We start from the raw sequence: 16,861 nt of genomic DNA, 5'->3' as shown, positions 1-16,861 counted from the left end.
CGTCGATCGAAGTGTCACGGTGCCGGCGCGATGGCTGCGGCGAGGTCGAGGATGGCGGTCAAATCGGTTTCGTCGACCAACCCGAGGATGCGGTCGGCCAATTCGGTGGCACGAGAGTCGTTGCCACAGTTGGCGAGAAACTTCTCCAGCAGACGGTCGTCGCTCAGCGGGAACCCGGCGGATCCCTGACTGCCGCCGACGGAGGCGTCGAGCACTCGACCGTCGGTGAGCGTGAGAACCGCCCTGCCCGACGCGGCGGCCGCGGGAACCTCGGACGGGAGGTTCGTCACCCGCACCTTGCGGGCAGTGACGAGAACGTCCTCGCGCGCGATGGATTCGTCGGTGTAGGTCGAGACGGTGATCGCTCCGTCGTGCAGAAGCGCGGCCACACTCCAGGGCAGATCGAACTTGCCGTCGTAGGTGCTGCGCGGGGACGCGACCCCGGTGTTCGGGCCGCACACGAAGGGACTCGAATCGGGGTGCACGAAGACCTCGATGTCGGCGATCTCGCCTACGTGAACCGCATTGTCTGCGAGTGCTTCCGATACCGCGTCGAGCGTCACGTGCATCAGCTGGCAACTCGGATACGGCTTGATGCCGATGCGGGTGGCTTCCCACCGCGTGCCGAGCCCCTCCGTCAACGCCGCGAAGTTCGTCGGCCGATCGGTCAGCGCAGCGTAGATGCCGCGTCGACCTTCGAGAACCGACGATGGTCCCGTGGCACCGGCGGCAGCGAGCCGGGCGGCAAGCACACCGTTCATGCTCGCCGATCCGGGATGCAGTGCCTTGGTGTCGGCGTCGGTATCGAGAAACTCGAGCAGCCCCGAGCTGGACGACCCGGCGATGCCCAGGGCGTTGACCAGTGTTTCGGTGTCGAACTTCGAGAGGTGGCCGGCGACGAGCGCGGCGGTCAACGGTCCCACGGCTGCCGTCGCATGCACGCCCCGAGCGTGGAATCCGTGCGGACTGACTTCACCGAGGCGGCAGGCAGTTTCGAGACCGAGGGCTGCGGCGGTCAGCACGTCTGCACCAGAGGCCGATACCTGCTGCCCGACGGCGAATGCCGCAGGAAGAGATACGGCCGTCGCGTGGACCAGTGCGCCCGCATGCGTGTCGTCGAAGTCCAGGGAATGCAGCATCACCCCGGTCGCGAAGGCGGCTGCCGGTGCGGACAGGCCTCGGGTGCCGGTGAGAGGCCGCGCCTCCGGTGGGCCTCCGAGGGCGTCGGCCACTGTCCAGCCCGGTCGGCCGTAGCCGAGACGTTGGGCCGCAACGGTATTGCCGACGCCATCGAGAAGGTGTCGCGCCGCCGAGTGCCGGACGTTCTCGGGCAGGTCGGCAACGGTCACACTCGATGCCCACTCTGCCAAGATCGTCGAACTCACGCCCGAACCTCGTCCTTCGCCGTACCGAAGGCACCCTCCGCCTTCAGTTTCGCGACGCGTTCGTCGTCGTAGCCCAGTTGCTCGCGCACGATGTCGTCGAAGTGCTCGTTGCGCTGCGGCGCTCGGCGGTACTGCTTGGCCTCGGAACCGAAGTTCACCGGTGAGGCGACCTGACGGACCGTGTTGTAGACCGGGTGCTCGGTCTCGACCACGAGATTGCGTGCGAGCGTGTGAGGTTCGGTGAGTGCGTGCTCGACGTCGTTGATCGGACCTGAAGGCACCCCGGCAGGGCCGAGCTTCGAGAGCCAGTGATCGACGGTATTCGTGGCGAACACCTCTTCCAGGATCGGCAGCAGCACGTCCTGATGCTTGCCACGCAGCGAGAAGTTGCTGAACCGCGGATCGGCACCGAGGTCCGGGCGATCGATGGCGACGACGAGCCGGTCCCAGAACTTCTCCTTCGCGCAGCCGACGATGAGCCAACCGTCCGTCGCCTCGAAGGCCTGGAACGGCACCAGGGACGGGTGCGCCGAGTTCTTCGTACGGATCGGCTCGAAGCCGGCGTTGAGATGCCACGTCGCGGGATACGTGAGCAGAGACATCGCTGTGTCGTACAGCGAGACGTCGCAGTCACCGCCGATGCCGTCGCGCCGGGCTGCGTGCAGTCCTGACAGCAGCGAAATGGCGGCGACGAAGCCACCGGAGTAATCGACCAGCGACAGACCGGATTTGGTGGGCGGGCCGTCCGGGTCGCCGGTAACGCTCATCCAGCCGGCGAGACCCTGCAGGATGTAGTCGTAGCCAGGCTCTTTCGACCGCGGACCGGTCATGCCGAAACCGGTGAGACTGCAGCACACGATCGCGGGATTGAGATGCTTGAGCTGGTCGTAGGTGATGCCGATCTTCTCCGGCACGTCACCACGGAGGTTGGAGTAGACCGCGTCGCTGGTACGGACGAGGTCCTCGAACACCGCTCGGCCACTCGGGGTCGAAAGGTCCAGGGAGAGAGACCGTTTGTTGCGGTTGAAGCTCTCGAAGAACAGCGAGTCCTCGCCCTCGTTGTAGGGCGGCACGTAGCGTCCGACGTCGCCGCCGACGCTGGGGTCCTCGATCTTGATGACATCCGCGCCCAAATCGGCGAGGTGCAGGCTGCCGAACGGGCCTGCGCCGTACTGCTCGAGCGAGATGATGCGGACGTCTTCGAGTGGCCTCATGCGTCGGAATCCTTAGTCTGGGGAAGTTCGAGCGGGCCGTTCTGCGCTTCGGGGAAGTAGTTCTGCCCGATGCCGCTGTCCCGGGTGGCGACCATGACCGAGCGCTTCCACGAAATAACCTCGACGCCATCTTGATTGAGGCCGCGAGTGATCATCGAGACTATGCCGGCGTAGGGGCGTGATTCGGACTTACGCAGTCCGGTGCAGATGCTTTCGGCGTAGAGCGTGTCGCCTGCGTACACCGGGTGCGACATCTTGATGTCGGTGAAGGCGAGGTTCGAGATCGCGTTCTGGCTCATGTCGATCACCGAAAGTCCCAGTACCACAGAGACTGTGAAGCCGGAGTTGACGATGACCTTCCCATCGGTGATGGGGTTCTGCGATGCCAGGTGCGCGTTGAAATGGTTCTGGTTGGTGTTGAGCGACAGCAGCGTGATCCACGTGTTGTCGGTCTCCGTGATCGTCCGCCCGAAGGGATGTTGGTAGACGTCCCCCACGGTGTAGTCGTCGAAGAAGCGCCCCAGAACGGCCGGATGGATTGCCACCGTGTCTCCTCGTGTCGGTTTGGCGAGTGCCTTACCTAGACCATAAACATCAGACGTTTACGCCGTCAAGGGTTCGAGAAAACCGGTAATCAGCAGACTTCACTTGAATCGACTCGATAAAGAGCAGATGTTTATGGGTTACGGAGTCGATCCATCTGGCGGTACGAGTCGCCGAGGTGGTCGAGATGCTTACGCATCAGATCCATCGCAGCCATCGAGTCACCGGACTCCACCACGTCGAGCAGTCCCCGGTGGTCGCTGTCGACGCATTGCCAGAACCCATCGGGTGCATGATCGCGGCCGAATCGGCCGGACAGGACACGGAAGACGGGAGCCGTGATGAGCTCGAGCAGGGGGTTGTGGGCTGCGCGCAGCAAGACGAGGTGAAATTCCTGGTTCTTGGCGAAGGTCTCGGGCCCCTGCACGTCGTTGGGGTCGAAGATCGTCGCGTTGAGCTGCTCGAGATGCTCGTCGGTGCGGCGGAACGCAGCGATGCCTGCGGCCGGTACCTCCATCAGGTTGCGCACTTCCATCAGCTGGTCGACGGTGACGGTCTCGGCGGCGGCCATCAGGGCCACACCGGTTTCCAGATGCTCACTGATGTGTCCGACGCTGGGGACGGCGACGAAGCTTCCTCCGGTCACTCCCCTGGTCGTCTCGATCAGGTTCTGACTGGCCAGGGACCGGAGAGCTTCACGAATGGTGCTACGGCCGACGCCGAACTCGGCGGTGAGCTCGGCCTCGCCGGGCAGCCGCTCCCCCGGTTGCAGCTCACCGGACAGAATGCGGCTCCGAAGATGGCCGGCGAGAACCGCATACGCGGGGACGCTCTTGGCGGTCGCCTTGAGCGGAGCCGATTGGGCCACGTCTTCCCCCTGATGTCGCTCGACTGTTTTTACTGACCGGTCGGCTCGAGCTTATCGTGGCCGACGCTCCGAGATGCGGAGATCGCACCCTTCGATACATCCGCCTTTTATCGAGAAAACACGCAAATCGGCTCCGGCGAGGACCGTTATTTGGACAAAGCCGACGCAATACATCAGAGGTATTGCTTTTCCTTGCGATTACCCGCACTATGACTGAAGTCACCTCAGCAGTGACCCCACGACTTCGTAGGACACGCGGAGCACGCCTTCCCGCTCCCCTCGGGCACCGACAGAACGGACGCAGCATGAAACGCATTGGAGTCGACGTCGGCGGCACGTTCACCGACCTCGTCCTGTGGGACGACGACGGCACGGTCGTCGTGCACAAGACCCCGTCTACCAATCACGACCCCTCGATCGGCACGATGGACGGAATCAAGGTCCTCGCCGAACGCGCCGGGATCGACCCGTCCGAGATCGACATGTTCTTCCACGGCACCACCGTGGCCACCAACATCGTGCTCGAGCACAACGGTTGCGACGTCGGCATGATCACCACCGAGGGTTTCCGCGACTTGCTGCACATCGCGCGCAAGAAGCGTCCTCTCAATTACTCGAATTACCAGGATCTTCCGTGGCAGAAGTGGCAGCTCGTGCCACGGCGCAACCGTCGGGTGGTCCCGGAACGCATCGATGCCGCAGGAAATATTCTGACCCCGCTCGACGAAGATGCTGTGCGAGAACAGGTTCGCCTGCTGCGCGAGCGAGGCGTGCAGGCCATCGCCGTCGCATTCCTGCACGCGTACCGCAATCCGACTCATGAGCAACGCGTCAGAGCCATCATCGAGGAGGAGTTCCCCGGCGTCTTCATCTCCCTCTCCAGCGAGGTCGCGCCGCAATACCGCGAGTACGAACGCTTCTCGACCGCAGCGCTCAACGCCTTCATCGGACCGAAGACCTCGAAGTACATCGAGAATCTCGCCGGTAAGGCCAAGGCCGCGCAGGTCGGCGAAGACGTGCATCTCATGACCTCCGCGGGCGGGCTCGTCACCTCGCGTAGCGCCAGCGAAATCCCGGTCTCGCTTCTGACCAGCGGTGTGGTCGCCGGCCTGCTCGGCGGGTGCGCCATCGGCAAAGCGTCCGGTTTCCCCAGTGTCATCACACTCGATGTCGGCGGAACCTCCGCGGACGTCGGCGTGGCCCCGGACGGCGCGCTGCGCATGAAGCATCTGCTCGATACCCGGATCGGTGACTATCACGCGATGGTGCCGATGGCCGAGGTCGACACCATCGGTGCCGGTGGCGGTTCCATTGCCGTGGTCGACGACGGCGGCATGTTCCGCGTCGGACCGCGCAGTGCGGGTGCCGTACCCGGACCCGCCTGTTACGGACACGGCGGCACCGAACCGACCTCCACCGATGCCATGGTGATGATGGGATGGCTGCGCGAGAAGAGCTTCCTGTCCGGAACCATGGAGGTCAAGCCCGAGCTGGCGCGAGAGGCGATCCAGACTCATATCGCTGACATGCTCGACACCCCACTCGACGACGCCGCGATGGGCATCTTCAAGATCCTCGCCCATTCCATGACCGAGGCCATCAGTCTGCACTCGGTGCGCAAAGGCTATGACCCACGCGACTTCTCACTGATCGCCGAGGGTGGTGCTGGTCCGCTGTTCGCCTGGCAGATCGCCGACCAGCTCGGTATTCCGCGCGTCATCGTGCCCGGTCACCCCGGCATCACCTCGGCTGTGGGCCTGCTCACCACCGACATCCGCTACGAGGAGCCGACGACGGTCTGGACGTCGTCTGCGGACCCGAACATCGAACTGCTACAGGAGCAGGTCGAGCGCCTGTCCGCGCTCGCCGTCGCGCAGCTCGAGAAGGACGGTGTTGCGGCCGAGAACATTTCGCTCGAACGCAGCGTCGACTGCCGTTACGTCGGCCAGGGATACGAATTGCGCGTCGCTGCGCCGGACGGCGAGATCGACGACGTATGGGTCAAGACCGTCGCGGAGGCGTTCCACGACGTGCACGGCCGCACCTACTCACAGCGGTTCGACGACAAGCCCGTGCAGCTGATCAACGTCCGTGTCACCGGTGTGGGTGCGGTCCCGCACGTGCAGATCGCCGACATCGCCGTGGGCACCGCCGACTCCTCGGCCGCGATCAAGACGACCACGCAGGCGCTGTTCTGGCAGGACGAGACGTCCGCGCCGCAGTGGGTGGACACCCCGGTCTACGAGCGGTCGTTGTTGTTGGCGAACAACGAGATCGACGGTCCCGCGATCGTCGAACAGTTCGATTCCACCACGATCATCGGCATGAATCAGCACGCCACCGTCGACGCCGTCGGCCACATCATCATCGAGAGGAACCCCGCATGAGCAAGGCGCTGATGCCCACCACCGGAGTGTCACTGGCGGGCGAATCCACTCGAACCTGGAACGACGTCGAGGTCGATCCCATCACGCTGCGCGTCATCGGCGGAGCCCTGCAGTCGATGGCCAAGGAGATGGCGCAGGTGCTCTACCGCATGGCGTACTCCTCGCTCATCCGCGAGTCCGAGGACCTCGGCGCGGGCATCTTCGACATCAACGGACGCGAACTGTGTGAATCGGATTCGACTCCGATGCACTGTGGTTCGATTCCCGCCTACATCAAGGGTGTCAACCGTCGCCTCGCCGGAACGTACAAGCCCGGAGATGTGGTGCTGCACAATCATCCGTACCACGGTGCGGCCCACTCCCCCGATTACGGCGTGATCATTCCGATCTTCTGGCAGGGCGAGCACATCGGGTTCGCCGGGTGTACCGGACACGTGTCCGACGTCGGCGGCAACTTCCCCGGCCTGTGCATGGACGTCGTCGACGTGTGGGCCGAAGGCAAGCTGATGGACTCGATGAAGATCTACGAGGCCGGGGTCCGCAACGACTACCTGATTCAACACATCCTGGACAACGTCCGTACACCGGAACAGAACCGCGGCGACCTCGAAGCGTTGATCGCGTGCTCACGGATCGGGGAGAAACGATTCACCGAGCTGCTCGAGAAGTACGGCCTCGACACCGTCATGAGTGCGGGCGAACGCTGGATGGACTACTCCGAATCCATGCTGCGCAAAAAGATTCGCGAGATTCCCGACGGCAGCTACACCGCGCCCATCGGATACCTCGACGACGACGGTAAGAACCGCGACGAACCGCTCAAGGTGGCCGTTCGGGTGCAGGTCGAGGGTGAGGACATTCTCATCGACCTCACCGGCTCCAACAGCCAAGTGCCCACCGCGTTCAACGTCCCGTTCGAGGGTTCAGTGCTGCCGGTGGCCGTCTCGGCCATTCGCACGATTCTGCTCGACGAGGACCTCACCGAGGAGTTCGTTCCCCAGAACGACGGGTGCTTCCGCCCCGTCAAGGCCTATGCCCCCGAGGGCACGATCTTCAATCCGGACTTCCCCGCATCGTGCTTCGCGCGGTTCTCGCAGGTGAACCGCGTGTTCGACTCGATCAACTTGGCTCTGGCCCCGGTGCTTCCGGACCATGCGATCGCGGGATCGTCTGCGGCTCTGTGCGCCATCGCTTATTCCGGTATCGCGCCGGACGGCGAATCCTATTGGGTCTACATCGAAATCAACGAGGGCTCGTACGGCGGCCGCAACGGCAAGGACGGCATGGACGCTGTCGACGCCCTGATGGCCAACACGCGCAACAACCCGATCGAGGAGCTCGAGCTCAATCACGCCATGCGCGCGTTGCGCTACGAGCTGCGCGACGAGGCTCCCGCACCGGGCAAGTGGCGCGGCGGTATCGGCAGTGTGCGAAAGTGGTTGATGGAGACCGATACGTTCCTCGGTTCCGAGGCCGACAACCGGTCGGACCCGCCGGCCGGAGCCCTCGGTGGCCACAACGGTGTGTCCGGCTCGTTCACCAGAAATGCCGGGACCGACCGCGAGGAAGTGTTGTACTCCAAGGTCACTCAGGAGACGATCCGTTCCGGTGAGACGCTGGAGATCAAGCTGCCCTCGGGCGGTGGCTTCGGAAACCCGTTCGAGCGTGATCCCTTCCAAGTGCTCAGCGATGTCTGGGACGAGTACCTCACCGAGGACGATGCTCGACGCGACTACGGTGTGGTCGTGAACACCGATTCGTGGACGGTCGACGAGGACGCGACGGCCGAGCTCCGCGCCCGGAGCGCAGCCTGATCGAGGATGGGACCTTCGGCGGTGTCGTCCGGTGGATAGACGACCGGAACGACACCCCGGGGCCCCTGTCCGGCCTGCGCATCGGCGTCAAGGACAACATCGACGTGGCCGGTGTCGAGACCACCTGCGCGTCGGAGTTCTTCGAGAACAACGTCGCCGACGCTGATGCCGAGGTCGTCGTCCGCCTGCGTCGCGCGGGCGCGTCGGTGGTCGCGAAACTGAACATGGCCGAGTTCGCCGTCGGCGTCACCTCACAGAACTCGGCCGCAGGCCCGTCGTACAACCCGTGGCATCGCGATCGGGTGCCGGGCGGGTCGAGTGGCGGATCCGGGATCGCCGTCGCCGCCGGATTGGTCGACGCGTCCCTCGGCACCGACACCGGCGGGTCGGTTCGCCTCCCCGCCGCCGCGTGCGGCATCACCGGTCTACGCCCGAGCTGGGGATCGATCAGCAACGACGGTGTGTTCCCGGTGAGCGAGCAGTTCGACACCGTCGGCCCGATGGCGCGGTCGGTCGATGAGGTGAAGGCCCTCTTCGACGTCCTGTCCCCCAGCCCATCCAAGCCCTCGGACGTCACGCGCATCGGTGTCCCCACCGTGTTCCTCACCGCAGACGTGGACTCGGGCGTCGCGCAGACCGTTGCGGCCGCGGTGCGCACGTTCGCCGAACTGGGGTACGAGATCGTCCCCATCGAGCTGGGGCATGCCGCCAATGCCCAGGACATCGTCTACACGATCGTCTACAGCGACCTCGCTCGCCGCCATCGGCACCGGCTCGACACGGAGCCTTCTCGCTTCCAGCCCGCGACTTACGAGCGAATAAGGTTGGGCCTGAGCATCTCCGAGTCCGACCATGCCCGTGCACTCACCGGCCGCGATCGGTTCCGTCAGGCCATGACCGCCACGTTCGAGATTGTCGACGCGGTGCTGTCCCCGGCCATGCCCGTCGATGTTCCCCCGAGGGACGGGGGCGACGACGTTGTCGCGCTCTCGCGCCGGATGGGACAATTCACGTATCCGTGGTCGTTGCACGACGGTCCGACGCTCGCTCTGCCGGTCGGGTTCCACCCGTCCTCGGGCATGCCGGTGGGAGCTCAACTCACCGCTGCGGCGCATCGTGAGGGTGCGTTGTTCGGTGTAGGCGAGCGCTATCAGTCGGTGAGCAACTGGCATCGGGCCACGCCACCGCATACATCAGATCTTTAGCATGAGTTGCTCGGCCGTTTGCGTGGTATTGTCCGATTTTGCCTCACCTTGACGCCCTAAACATCTTATGTTTAGGTGGGTAATAGCTGTTACGTACGTCTCACTACGGGTGAAGATGCGACAGCCGACACTCCCACTTCGGCACCGTCACGCCGATCATCCAGCGAGGACGCAGATGCATTTACGCCGAGCCACGTCCATCATGGCAGCACTGACGCTGTCCACCGCATTGGTGGCCTGTGGATCCGATCCCGGTCCCGACGCGGACCCCGACAACCCAGTCACGATCGATGTCACCGTCTCGGCAGCGGCCGAAATCTACAGCATCCCTTGGCTTGTCGCGCAGAAGCAGGGACTGTTCGAGAAGCACGGCGTGATCGTGGAGAACATCGTGCCGGGCAAGGGCGGAAGCGCGACCATGCGCACGCTGCTCGACGGCAACATCCCCATCGGCGAGGTCAGCTACCCGTCGATCGTCCAGGCCGACGCGGCCGGCTCCGAACTGCGCATCGTCGGCGGCGGCACGCAGGGGCCGTACCCGATGAATTTCTACGCGCTCGCCTCGAACCCCAACATCAACTCCATCGAGGACGTCCGCCGCTGGGCCTACACCCGACCCAACTCGGCCTCCGACGCCCTCACCCGCCTCATTCCCTCACTCGCGGGCGTAGACGCCGGCCAGATCGAGCGGGTCGCCTCCGGCGGAATCGGCGAGGGGTTTGCACTGCTCGAAGCCGGCAACGTAGATATCGCCCTCGTCCCCTCCATCGTCGCCGAGCAGCGACCGGAGGACTTCAAGCTGATCGTCAGTAGCCCTGACTACATGTCGCGGTTCCTGCAGTCGACGATCACCACAACGAAGGATTACGCCGCGAGCAATCCCGGCGTCGTACGAGCCATCAACGCCGGCTACACCGAGGCGGTCGCGTCGATCGAGGCCGATCCTGTTGCCGCCGCGGAGATCTACGCGGCGTACACGGGATTCGACGTCGAGTCGGCCACCGCAGTGGTCGAACGCGCGTCCTCGGTCGGCACGTGGGGCGGCGGCTTCGACACAGCGTCCGTCGAATCCGCTCAGGACGGCGTGGAAGCGTCGGGGAGCGATCGCGTACCCAATTTCTGCACTCTGTTCGACCCGGAGTTCCTCGCCCAAGGAGTCGAGAACGATGTCCCCGGCGACTGCGACTCCTGACAGCATTTTCCCACCACCAGAAGGTAGCGACGTGACTCACGCAGCGACTCGACCCCGCCCCGACACCACCTCCGCCATCGCCGTCGCATCGTCGGTGTCGCGGCGCTTCGGTGATGTGACCGCACTCCACGAGATCGACTTGTCCATCGGCCGAGGCGAATTCGTCTCCGTGGTCGGCCCCAGTGGCTGCGGCAAGTCCACTCTGCTCGAGGTGTTTGCCGGACTACAGGATCACGACGGCGGCACCGTGCACGTCGACGGCCAACCGCTGACCGGCCCTCGGTCCAAGACGGCAGTGATCTTCCAGGAATCGGCGACGCTGCCCTGGCGGACCGTCCGCGACAACGTTGCGTTCGCTCTCGAAGTCCGAGGTGTCGGCAAGAAAGAGAGACGCGCCCGCGCCGACGAGCTGCTGAACACTGTGGGGCTGAGCAAGTTCGGCGACCACTACCCCACCCAGTTGTCCGGCGGTATGCGCCAGCGTGTGGCCATCGCGCGCTGCCTCTCCATGGAGCCCGACCTGATTCTCGCGGACGAGCCGTTCGGTGCACTCGACGAGCAGACGCGACTGGTGATGTCGTACGAGCTTCTCAAGATCGTCGAAAAGCTCACGTGCGGAGTTCTGTTAATCACCCACAGCATTCAGGAAGCGGTACTGCTGTCCGATCGCGTGCTGGTGATGAGTGCACGGCCCGGTCGATTCATCGACGAGGTGGACATCGATCTTCCGCGTCCGCGGTCCGAAGACGTACTGGCCAGTACCGACGCTGTCGCTCTGCACGAACGTATCTGGTCGCGGCTGCGGGACGAGGCCAAGAAGACGATGAGCATCGAACCATGAGTGCGCCCACGCGCGAGAGCACGCGCGCCTCCGTGGTCCCCGGATACATCCGGCCTGCCCCCTTCAAACAACTCGGTCTCCCCGCATGGGGATGGACGGTGCTCATCCTCGTCGCGGCACTGGTTGCCATCGACATCTCGGCACGGTTCTTCGCCTCACCACTGGACATCGTTCCGGTGACCGACATGATCTCGACGTCGCTGAGCCTGCTGACCGACCCTGACTTCCTGATCGACGAGTTGGGCCGGACGCTGGGGATCATCGTTCTTGCCTTCGTGCTGAGCTCCGTACTCGGTGTCGCCGCCGCCTACGTCCTGTGGCGATACGAGCTGTGGGACAGAGCGTTTCAACCGTATCTCAACGTCTACTACGCGGTCCCGACGTTCGCGCTGTACCCGATCATGGTGGTGTTGTTCGGTGCGGGTGTGGCTCCGATCGCCATTCTGTCCACCATCTTCGCGTTTGGTGTGGTGGCGTTGAATGCAAGAACCGGCTTCAATGCGGTCTCTCCGATCGTCACCAAGCTCGGCACCACGCTGATGTTGACGCGGTGGCAGTACTTCCGATCGGTGCTCCTTCCGTATGCGCTGCCGAGCATCGTGACCGGACTGAAACTGGGACTCTCGTACGCCGTCATCTCGGTGTTGGCCAGTGAGTTCATCCTGTCGACTCAAGGCCTTGGCCACTTCATCTCGATCGCCTACGACGGGTTCGACATCGCCGACATGTACGCCGGGATCCTCATCGTGGCGCTGATCGCTTTGCTCTCGACCTCGCTGATCTCTCTCGCGCTCAACCGATTCGATTGGAGGCGCCGCTGATGAGCAGCACCTTGGACAGAGTAGCCACCGCCCCCACAATTCCCCCGAAGGTGACCTCCTCCGCGGGCCGCACCAACGCCCGACGGTTCCTCCCCCCTCTGGTCGTGGCCGTCGTCGCGGTCTTGATCTGGTGGGTCGCGGCGGCTCTCGTCGACAGTCTCATCTTCCCGACGCCGGCCGAGGCCATGGCCTCACTCTTCGAGGACCTGGGCAAGGCTGACTTCCGCGCCAATGTCGGCGACTCCCTGCGCATTCTCGTACTCGCGTTCCTGGCGAGCACCGTCGTGGGTTCCCTGCTGGGACTGACGCTGGGCCTGAGTCCGTTCTGGACTCGAACCATCGCCCCGATCGTCTACTCCATCAACAGCATCCCGAAGATCGTGCTGTACCCGATCTTCCTGTCGTTCCTCGGCATCGGCGCATTGAGCCGATTCGGCTTCTCCTTCTACGCCGCCTTCATCCCGATGTTTCTCGTCGCGGTCGAGGCGACGGCATCGGTCCAGAGAATCCATCTCAAGATGGCGGCGTCATTGCAGGTGAGCTGGCCCAGGCTGATCCGTCAGATCGTGATTCCGGCAGTGCTGCCGGCGCTGGCGACGGGTATGCGGATGACCTTCGGCCTGGCGTTCTTGGGTCTGCTTCTCGCCGAGATGTTCTCGTCGTCCAGCGGCATCGGATACGAACTGCTCCGCAACGTCAGCCTGGTGCGCATGGAAAACATCATGGGCACGGTTGTGTTGATCCTCGTGATGGCACTGCCACCAACCATCGCCCTGCAGTGGTTGGAGAGCCGCATCACCTCAAAATACGGCGGATCTTGAACCGGCACAACCTTACTCATCGCGAAAGCAACGGTCTTGATGCCGAACAGGCCAAATACGAAGCACCGCGCCGCTGGAGCAGACAAAGCTTCCGAACGCTCACATCACAACGGCCAAGCGAAAACTGGTCAAGCTGCACTTCAGAATACCGACTACCATGCACCCGTCGCGGCTTCGCCTCCTGTCGAACCGCTATTGACAGCCGCACCGTCACCGTCACGTCCAATCTCTTCGTGTACACGGTACCGACAACACTCGAGAGCATGCTGGCGACATTGCGCTCCTGATACACCAGTCTTGAGCGTCTGGTTCTCAGGTGACCGAGAAACCGTGCCTAGGATTCTGATCGGATTGATACCAACTCCACTCTGCCACCCTTCCTGCCTCATCCTCGAAAGCTGCCGGATTGAGGCCGATCAGTCGACGCCAAGATGGGCCGTACTTGGCCTCCATTCCGGTCTTCACTTCCTGTACAGCGAGAGTCTCGTCCTGCAAGGCCGCGTCCATAGAGGCGCGGCGAACGTGACTCAAATAGCTCGATCCAGTTATTGCCACCGATAGACCCATCTGCCGCACACGAACACAGTAGTCCAAGTCCGCCCCATACCCATGCCAGTCAAACGAACGAGAATCTAAGAGGCCAACGCACGTCGCTAATGGAACGCTAAACGCCAAAGCTGTTCCGTCGACAAACTTCACCTTGCACAACGTATCATTTGGCTGGTAAAGAGCCGCGGCTTTCGGAATAGAATTGGCCCGCTGATGCGGCCAAAAGTCGTCGTACAACGGTGCCGTCACCGCCACATCACTGTCAGCATGGAAGCACTTCGCCAGCCCCTCCACAAACCCAATCGATATCCGCACATCCGAGTTAAGAACCACTAACACCTCAAACCCCTCCCTTACAGCATAGGCGAGAGCCCAGTTCACCGACCCTATCCACCGCAAGTTGGTTGGTTCTCTCACAGTAGCGACACCTAGAGCTTCGATATTCGGATCGCCCAGGTTGTCAATAACGAGTAACCGGTCATAATCAGCCCTATCACGAACCAAGTCAGCGACTAACTTCTCCAAAAGATCGCGGCGACCGTAAGAAGGAATCACCACGAGTGTGCTACGAATCTTGCTACCTCTTGCCAAAATCTTACCGCCTAACCGTGTGTATGACATCACTTGGTGCACCTATCGACTGTAAATCAACCCTGAGCAATCGAATTTCACTCCCCAATTTCACTCGATCCCAGTAGTCGATGTCCCAGGACAGTAAGTCGAGATCCAGGGACTGCCCAAGGGCGCATTGAAGAAGCCACCAGCGCCGGCGCAGCCCGACACTCTCCGCAAGATCGCCGCTTGCACCATACCCGCAACGTTGCATCAGCTCATCGACCTGAATCCATACTTGCTCAACTACTGAGTAGCTCACGATGGGCATCGCCCTAACGACTGAATCCGCCAAATCCCCCAAAAGTTGGAACGATAGGGCCTCGCTACGAATCTGGACTTCATCTAAAACTGCCGCATCCAGCTTGATCGACTCAGGCTCCAGCAGCATTCGATTGGACAAGGAACGCCAAGCCAGCCAGGGGTCGCATATCCGCTCGTCAACGGATACTCGGGAATACAGACCAACTGCGATCTTCCGAAACCTCGCCTCGAGTTCCCGGTTGCCTCGATCAGCATAAACTGTCGCAAGCAAGATTGCGCTGGTCGCTGACCATTCCAACCTAAAGCGCTCCTCATGCGGAGGTTCATCACTTTTCCGACCTTCGCGGTAATTAACTACCGAATTCTTCCAACTCGAAATCAGATAGTTAGGTGTGCCAATCTTCCACTGCGCCATTGCAGGAAGCCAGATACCAGCGAAATTTGCAACCCACCGATCAGAATTTTGTCCACTTTCAAGCCAATGCTTTAAATGAACTTTCGCGCGTAAAGATTCTCTATAGTTACCCGCACGCTGTTGCGATACGAGACTGTTCAGCACTTCGACAAGCCCCTCATCTGACGCAAGACTTGCCGGCGCGAATGCACCGTCTACGATCTTCGACGCGGGTGACGGGCGATATAAAACTCCACACACGGCCCGGCCTATGGGGGACGTCCCCACCACGATCTCTCCCGATCTTGCAAAGTGATGATCCCAGATATCCGATCTCGGGTCGAACCATCGGACGCGTGCGCCGCGGTACGGATCGCGTACTGGCGTCCAAGTGGCACCTTTGGCGAAGTTACAGGAGGGGCAGGTAGGAACGAGGTTCTCCAGCTTGTCTGCACCCCCCTTTGAACGGGGCTGTACGTGGTCGTAGTGATATCCAGACGGAAGCCTGATGCGGCAGTATGCACAACGATTCCCGAACAGGCGCGCATCACTGATGCGATCTGCGTATGACACAGCGCGAACCATGCCAGAAGTATGCTAGAACTTCCGATCATGCGCGCGTCAGATACTCCAAGACCCACCACGCACCAAGAGCCTCGGATGGACGTGAGTAAACCCAACCTGCTGCTGATTGTTCCAGACTCTCGAAAAAATGGTGTGACTGAACAGGCTCACCTTCTCGCGCGTTGGGCTCTCCGTGCCCGAGTCGTCGAATCCGCCAAGGTCGTTGCAATCGGCAAAGATCCTCTTGAAGGCAACGGAATCTGTGCACGCGGTGTCGAGCATGTAATGCCAAACATCGCAGCCGTCAGGGAGTATTTACAGACGACAGCCCCTGACATCGTCATCATCGAGTCATTGTTTACTTTGACGGCTGGCACCCAGTCCCTATGGCGTCAGGCACTAAACGAGCTACAGATACCTTGGACCCTTCGTATCCATGAAGAAGTTCCGATGTCTGGATCTCGAACTCTGTGGACCAAACCAATAGAACCGCCCCATAGATTATTTCCCCGTAACAGCGAGGATGTAAATATCATAGTCCCCACGTTTCACGCTGCGCAGTTCTACCAGAACTTCCTTGACACACACCCGCGAGTCTCTCAAATCGCCATAGCGATAGATTCTTCCAGGTACCCGGACCCCCAACCACCACAAACTTACGACATCCTGCAGGTTGGAAAGGTGTACCAGCGCAAAGGTCCTCAACTGACTGTCCTGGCATTTTCTGACGTGCACAGAAGGTACCCTGATTCGAGATTAAAGTTCATTGGCCCAGTTGATAGGCACCAGGAGAAGTCTCTTCGAGAAAAAATATCAGAACTCCAGCTGATGGAAAGCGTCGAAATTTTGGGCGAGAGCGACGACGTCAGCAAGTACTATTCATCTGCATCACTTACCACCCTACACTCGAGCTCCGAATCAACCCCAACTGTCGCGCTAGAATCCATCGTTTCAGGCCGGCTGTTCGTGGGCTCCGACGTTGGCGGGGTGCGTGAAATGCTTCAAGGAACTTACTGCTCAAGATTCATATTCAAATTTGGTGACTGGGTCAGCCAAGCAGTTCATATGAAAAAAGCACTTGGCGATATATCAGACAGTTACGGTAAAATCCTGTCCGACGGTGAAATAATTCGAGATCGTCACGATATCGAAAAAATTGGGCCAGCGATACTTCGAGCTTGCGATCCAAATATGCGGCCTAGAAAGACTGATCACGTTTACTCGGGAACACACAGGAGTACTCCCTCTACCAACCGAAAAAATACAGCAGGGATTTGAGCACAATTTAGGCTCGAGTAGCGCCTACACAATCAGAACAAAATACTGTCGACTGAGCCGGAGACTCCTTGTCAACAATCTTTCGCGATGAAAGATTTTTCCCAATAAT

General features: G+C 61.5%; 14 protein-coding genes and 1 pseudogene. 8 read left to right on the top strand and 7 right to left on the bottom strand.

The genetic code is table 11. From position 1 onward, the window contains the following. Window positions 1-14 precede the first annotated feature (14 nt). From CH268_RS27275 to CH268_RS27260, 4 genes are all read right to left on the bottom strand, one after another. The gene (locus CH268_RS27275; protein WP_094666496.1) at window positions 15-1,385 is read right to left on the bottom strand and encodes an MmgE/PrpD family protein; all 1,371 of its coding nucleotides are present in this window, start codon (window positions 1,383-1,385) and stop codon (window positions 15-17) included. Further along, a complete protein-coding gene (locus CH268_RS27270) occupies window positions 1,382-2,599 on the bottom strand; it encodes a CaiB/BaiF CoA transferase family protein (RefSeq protein WP_094666494.1) in 1,218 nt (405 codons plus the stop codon). Before CH268_RS27270 ends, CH268_RS27275 begins: the two co-directional genes overlap by 4 nt. Beyond that, entirely contained in the window at window positions 2,596-3,144 is a 549-nt protein-coding gene (locus tag CH268_RS27265) for a MaoC family dehydratase (RefSeq protein WP_032368993.1), read from the bottom strand. Before CH268_RS27265 ends, CH268_RS27270 begins: the two co-directional genes overlap by 4 nt. A 131-nt stretch (window positions 3,145-3,275) precedes the next feature. Then, window positions 3,276-4,010: a FadR/GntR family transcriptional regulator gene (locus tag CH268_RS27260; RefSeq protein ID WP_032399112.1), complete on the bottom strand. Its 735-nt coding sequence runs from the start codon at window positions 4,008-4,010 to the stop codon at window positions 3,276-3,278. A gap of 305 nt (window positions 4,011-4,315) precedes the next feature. Between CH268_RS27260 and CH268_RS27255 the strand changes: the two genes are divergently transcribed. The 7 genes from CH268_RS27255 (at window position 4,316) to CH268_RS27225 (ending at window position 13,091) form a co-directional block, all read left to right on the top strand. Further along, on the top strand, window positions 4,316-6,397 hold the full coding sequence (locus tag CH268_RS27255; protein WP_094666492.1) for a hydantoinase/oxoprolinase family protein: 2,082 nt from the start codon (window positions 4,316-4,318) through the stop codon (window positions 6,395-6,397). Further along, the gene (locus CH268_RS27250; protein ID WP_037148397.1) at window positions 6,394-8,211 is read left to right on the top strand and encodes a hydantoinase B/oxoprolinase family protein; all 1,818 of its coding nucleotides are present in this window, start codon (window positions 6,394-6,396) and stop codon (window positions 8,209-8,211) included. The genes CH268_RS27255 and CH268_RS27250 overlap by 4 nt, the downstream gene beginning before the upstream one ends. After that, window positions 8,157-9,416 (top strand): amidase, encoded by a 1,260-nt coding sequence (locus tag CH268_RS27245; protein WP_255182524.1) that lies wholly within the window; start codon window positions 8,157-8,159, stop codon window positions 9,414-9,416. Before CH268_RS27250 ends, CH268_RS27245 begins: the two co-directional genes overlap by 55 nt. Window positions 9,417-9,591: 175 nt before the next feature. Then, window positions 9,592-10,608, top strand: coding sequence for an ABC transporter substrate-binding protein (locus CH268_RS27240; protein ID WP_094666490.1), 1,017 nt, complete (start codon window positions 9,592-9,594; stop codon window positions 10,606-10,608). Between the two features lie 76 nt (window positions 10,609-10,684). Next, window positions 10,685-11,449, top strand: a complete 765-nt coding sequence (locus CH268_RS27235) for an ABC transporter ATP-binding protein (RefSeq protein WP_176458080.1) — start codon at window positions 10,685-10,687, stop codon at window positions 11,447-11,449. Next, entirely contained in the window at window positions 11,446-12,270 is an 825-nt protein-coding gene (locus CH268_RS27230) for an ABC transporter permease (protein ID WP_094666486.1), read from the top strand. The genes CH268_RS27235 and CH268_RS27230 overlap by 4 nt, the downstream gene beginning before the upstream one ends. Further along, window positions 12,270-13,091, top strand: a complete 822-nt coding sequence (locus CH268_RS27225; protein ID WP_094666484.1) for an ABC transporter permease — start codon at window positions 12,270-12,272, stop codon at window positions 13,089-13,091. The genes CH268_RS27230 and CH268_RS27225 overlap by 1 nt, the downstream gene beginning before the upstream one ends. A 312-nt stretch (window positions 13,092-13,403) precedes the next feature. Here the strand turns inward: CH268_RS27225 and CH268_RS27220 are convergent, their stop codons facing one another. The 3 genes and pseudogenes from CH268_RS27220 to CH268_RS28500 all read right to left on the bottom strand — a co-directional run. Then, complete coding sequence (locus CH268_RS27220) at window positions 13,404-14,273, bottom strand: glycosyltransferase (RefSeq protein WP_141215199.1); 870 nt, start codon at window positions 14,271-14,273, stop codon at window positions 13,404-13,406. Further along, window positions 14,236-15,075, bottom strand: a complete 840-nt coding sequence (locus CH268_RS27215; RefSeq protein WP_255182523.1) for a hypothetical protein — start codon at window positions 15,073-15,075, stop codon at window positions 14,236-14,238. Before CH268_RS27215 ends, CH268_RS27220 begins: the two co-directional genes overlap by 38 nt. A gap of 237 nt (window positions 15,076-15,312) precedes the next feature. Continuing rightward, window positions 15,313-15,495 (bottom strand): annotated as a pseudogene (locus tag CH268_RS28500) (HNH endonuclease); the annotation flags it as partial. A gap of 75 nt (window positions 15,496-15,570) precedes the next feature. Between CH268_RS28500 and CH268_RS27210 the strand changes: the two are divergent. Next, complete coding sequence (locus CH268_RS27210) at window positions 15,571-16,752, top strand: glycosyltransferase family 4 protein (protein WP_176458077.1); 1,182 nt, start codon at window positions 15,571-15,573, stop codon at window positions 16,750-16,752. The last annotated feature ends 109 nt before the right edge of the window (window positions 16,753-16,861 follow it).

Origin of the sequence: Rhodococcus sp. 06-1460-1B, assembly GCF_002258475.1 — a bacterium.
In the GTDB taxonomy this organism is placed as follows: Bacteria; Actinomycetota; Actinomycetes; order Mycobacteriales; family Mycobacteriaceae; genus Rhodococcoides; species Rhodococcoides fascians.
The sequence above is the reverse complement of the archived record's forward strand: the minus strand, read 5'-3'. Positions and strand labels throughout refer to the sequence as shown.

Excerpts from the sequence above, each read along its gene's own strand:
- CH268_RS27270 (WP_094666494.1), bottom strand. The coding sequence starts at position 2,599 with ATGAGGCCACTCGAAGACGTCCGCATCATCTCGCTCGAGCAGTACGGC.
- CH268_RS27255 (WP_094666492.1), top strand. The coding sequence starts at position 4,316 with ATGAAACGCATTGGAGTCGACGTCGGCGGCACGTTCACCGACCTCGTC.
- CH268_RS27250 (WP_037148397.1), top strand. The coding sequence starts at position 6,394 with ATGAGCAAGGCGCTGATGCCCACCACCGGAGTGTCACTGGCGGGCGAA.
- CH268_RS27240 (WP_094666490.1), top strand. The coding sequence starts at position 9,592 with ATGCATTTACGCCGAGCCACGTCCATCATGGCAGCACTGACGCTGTCC.
- CH268_RS27230 (WP_094666486.1), top strand. The coding sequence starts at position 11,446 with ATGAGTGCGCCCACGCGCGAGAGCACGCGCGCCTCCGTGGTCCCCGGA.
- CH268_RS27225 (WP_094666484.1), top strand. The coding sequence starts at position 12,270 with ATGAGCAGCACCTTGGACAGAGTAGCCACCGCCCCCACAATTCCCCCG.
- CH268_RS27210 (WP_176458077.1), top strand. The coding sequence starts at position 15,571 with ATGGACGTGAGTAAACCCAACCTGCTGCTGATTGTTCCAGACTCTCGA.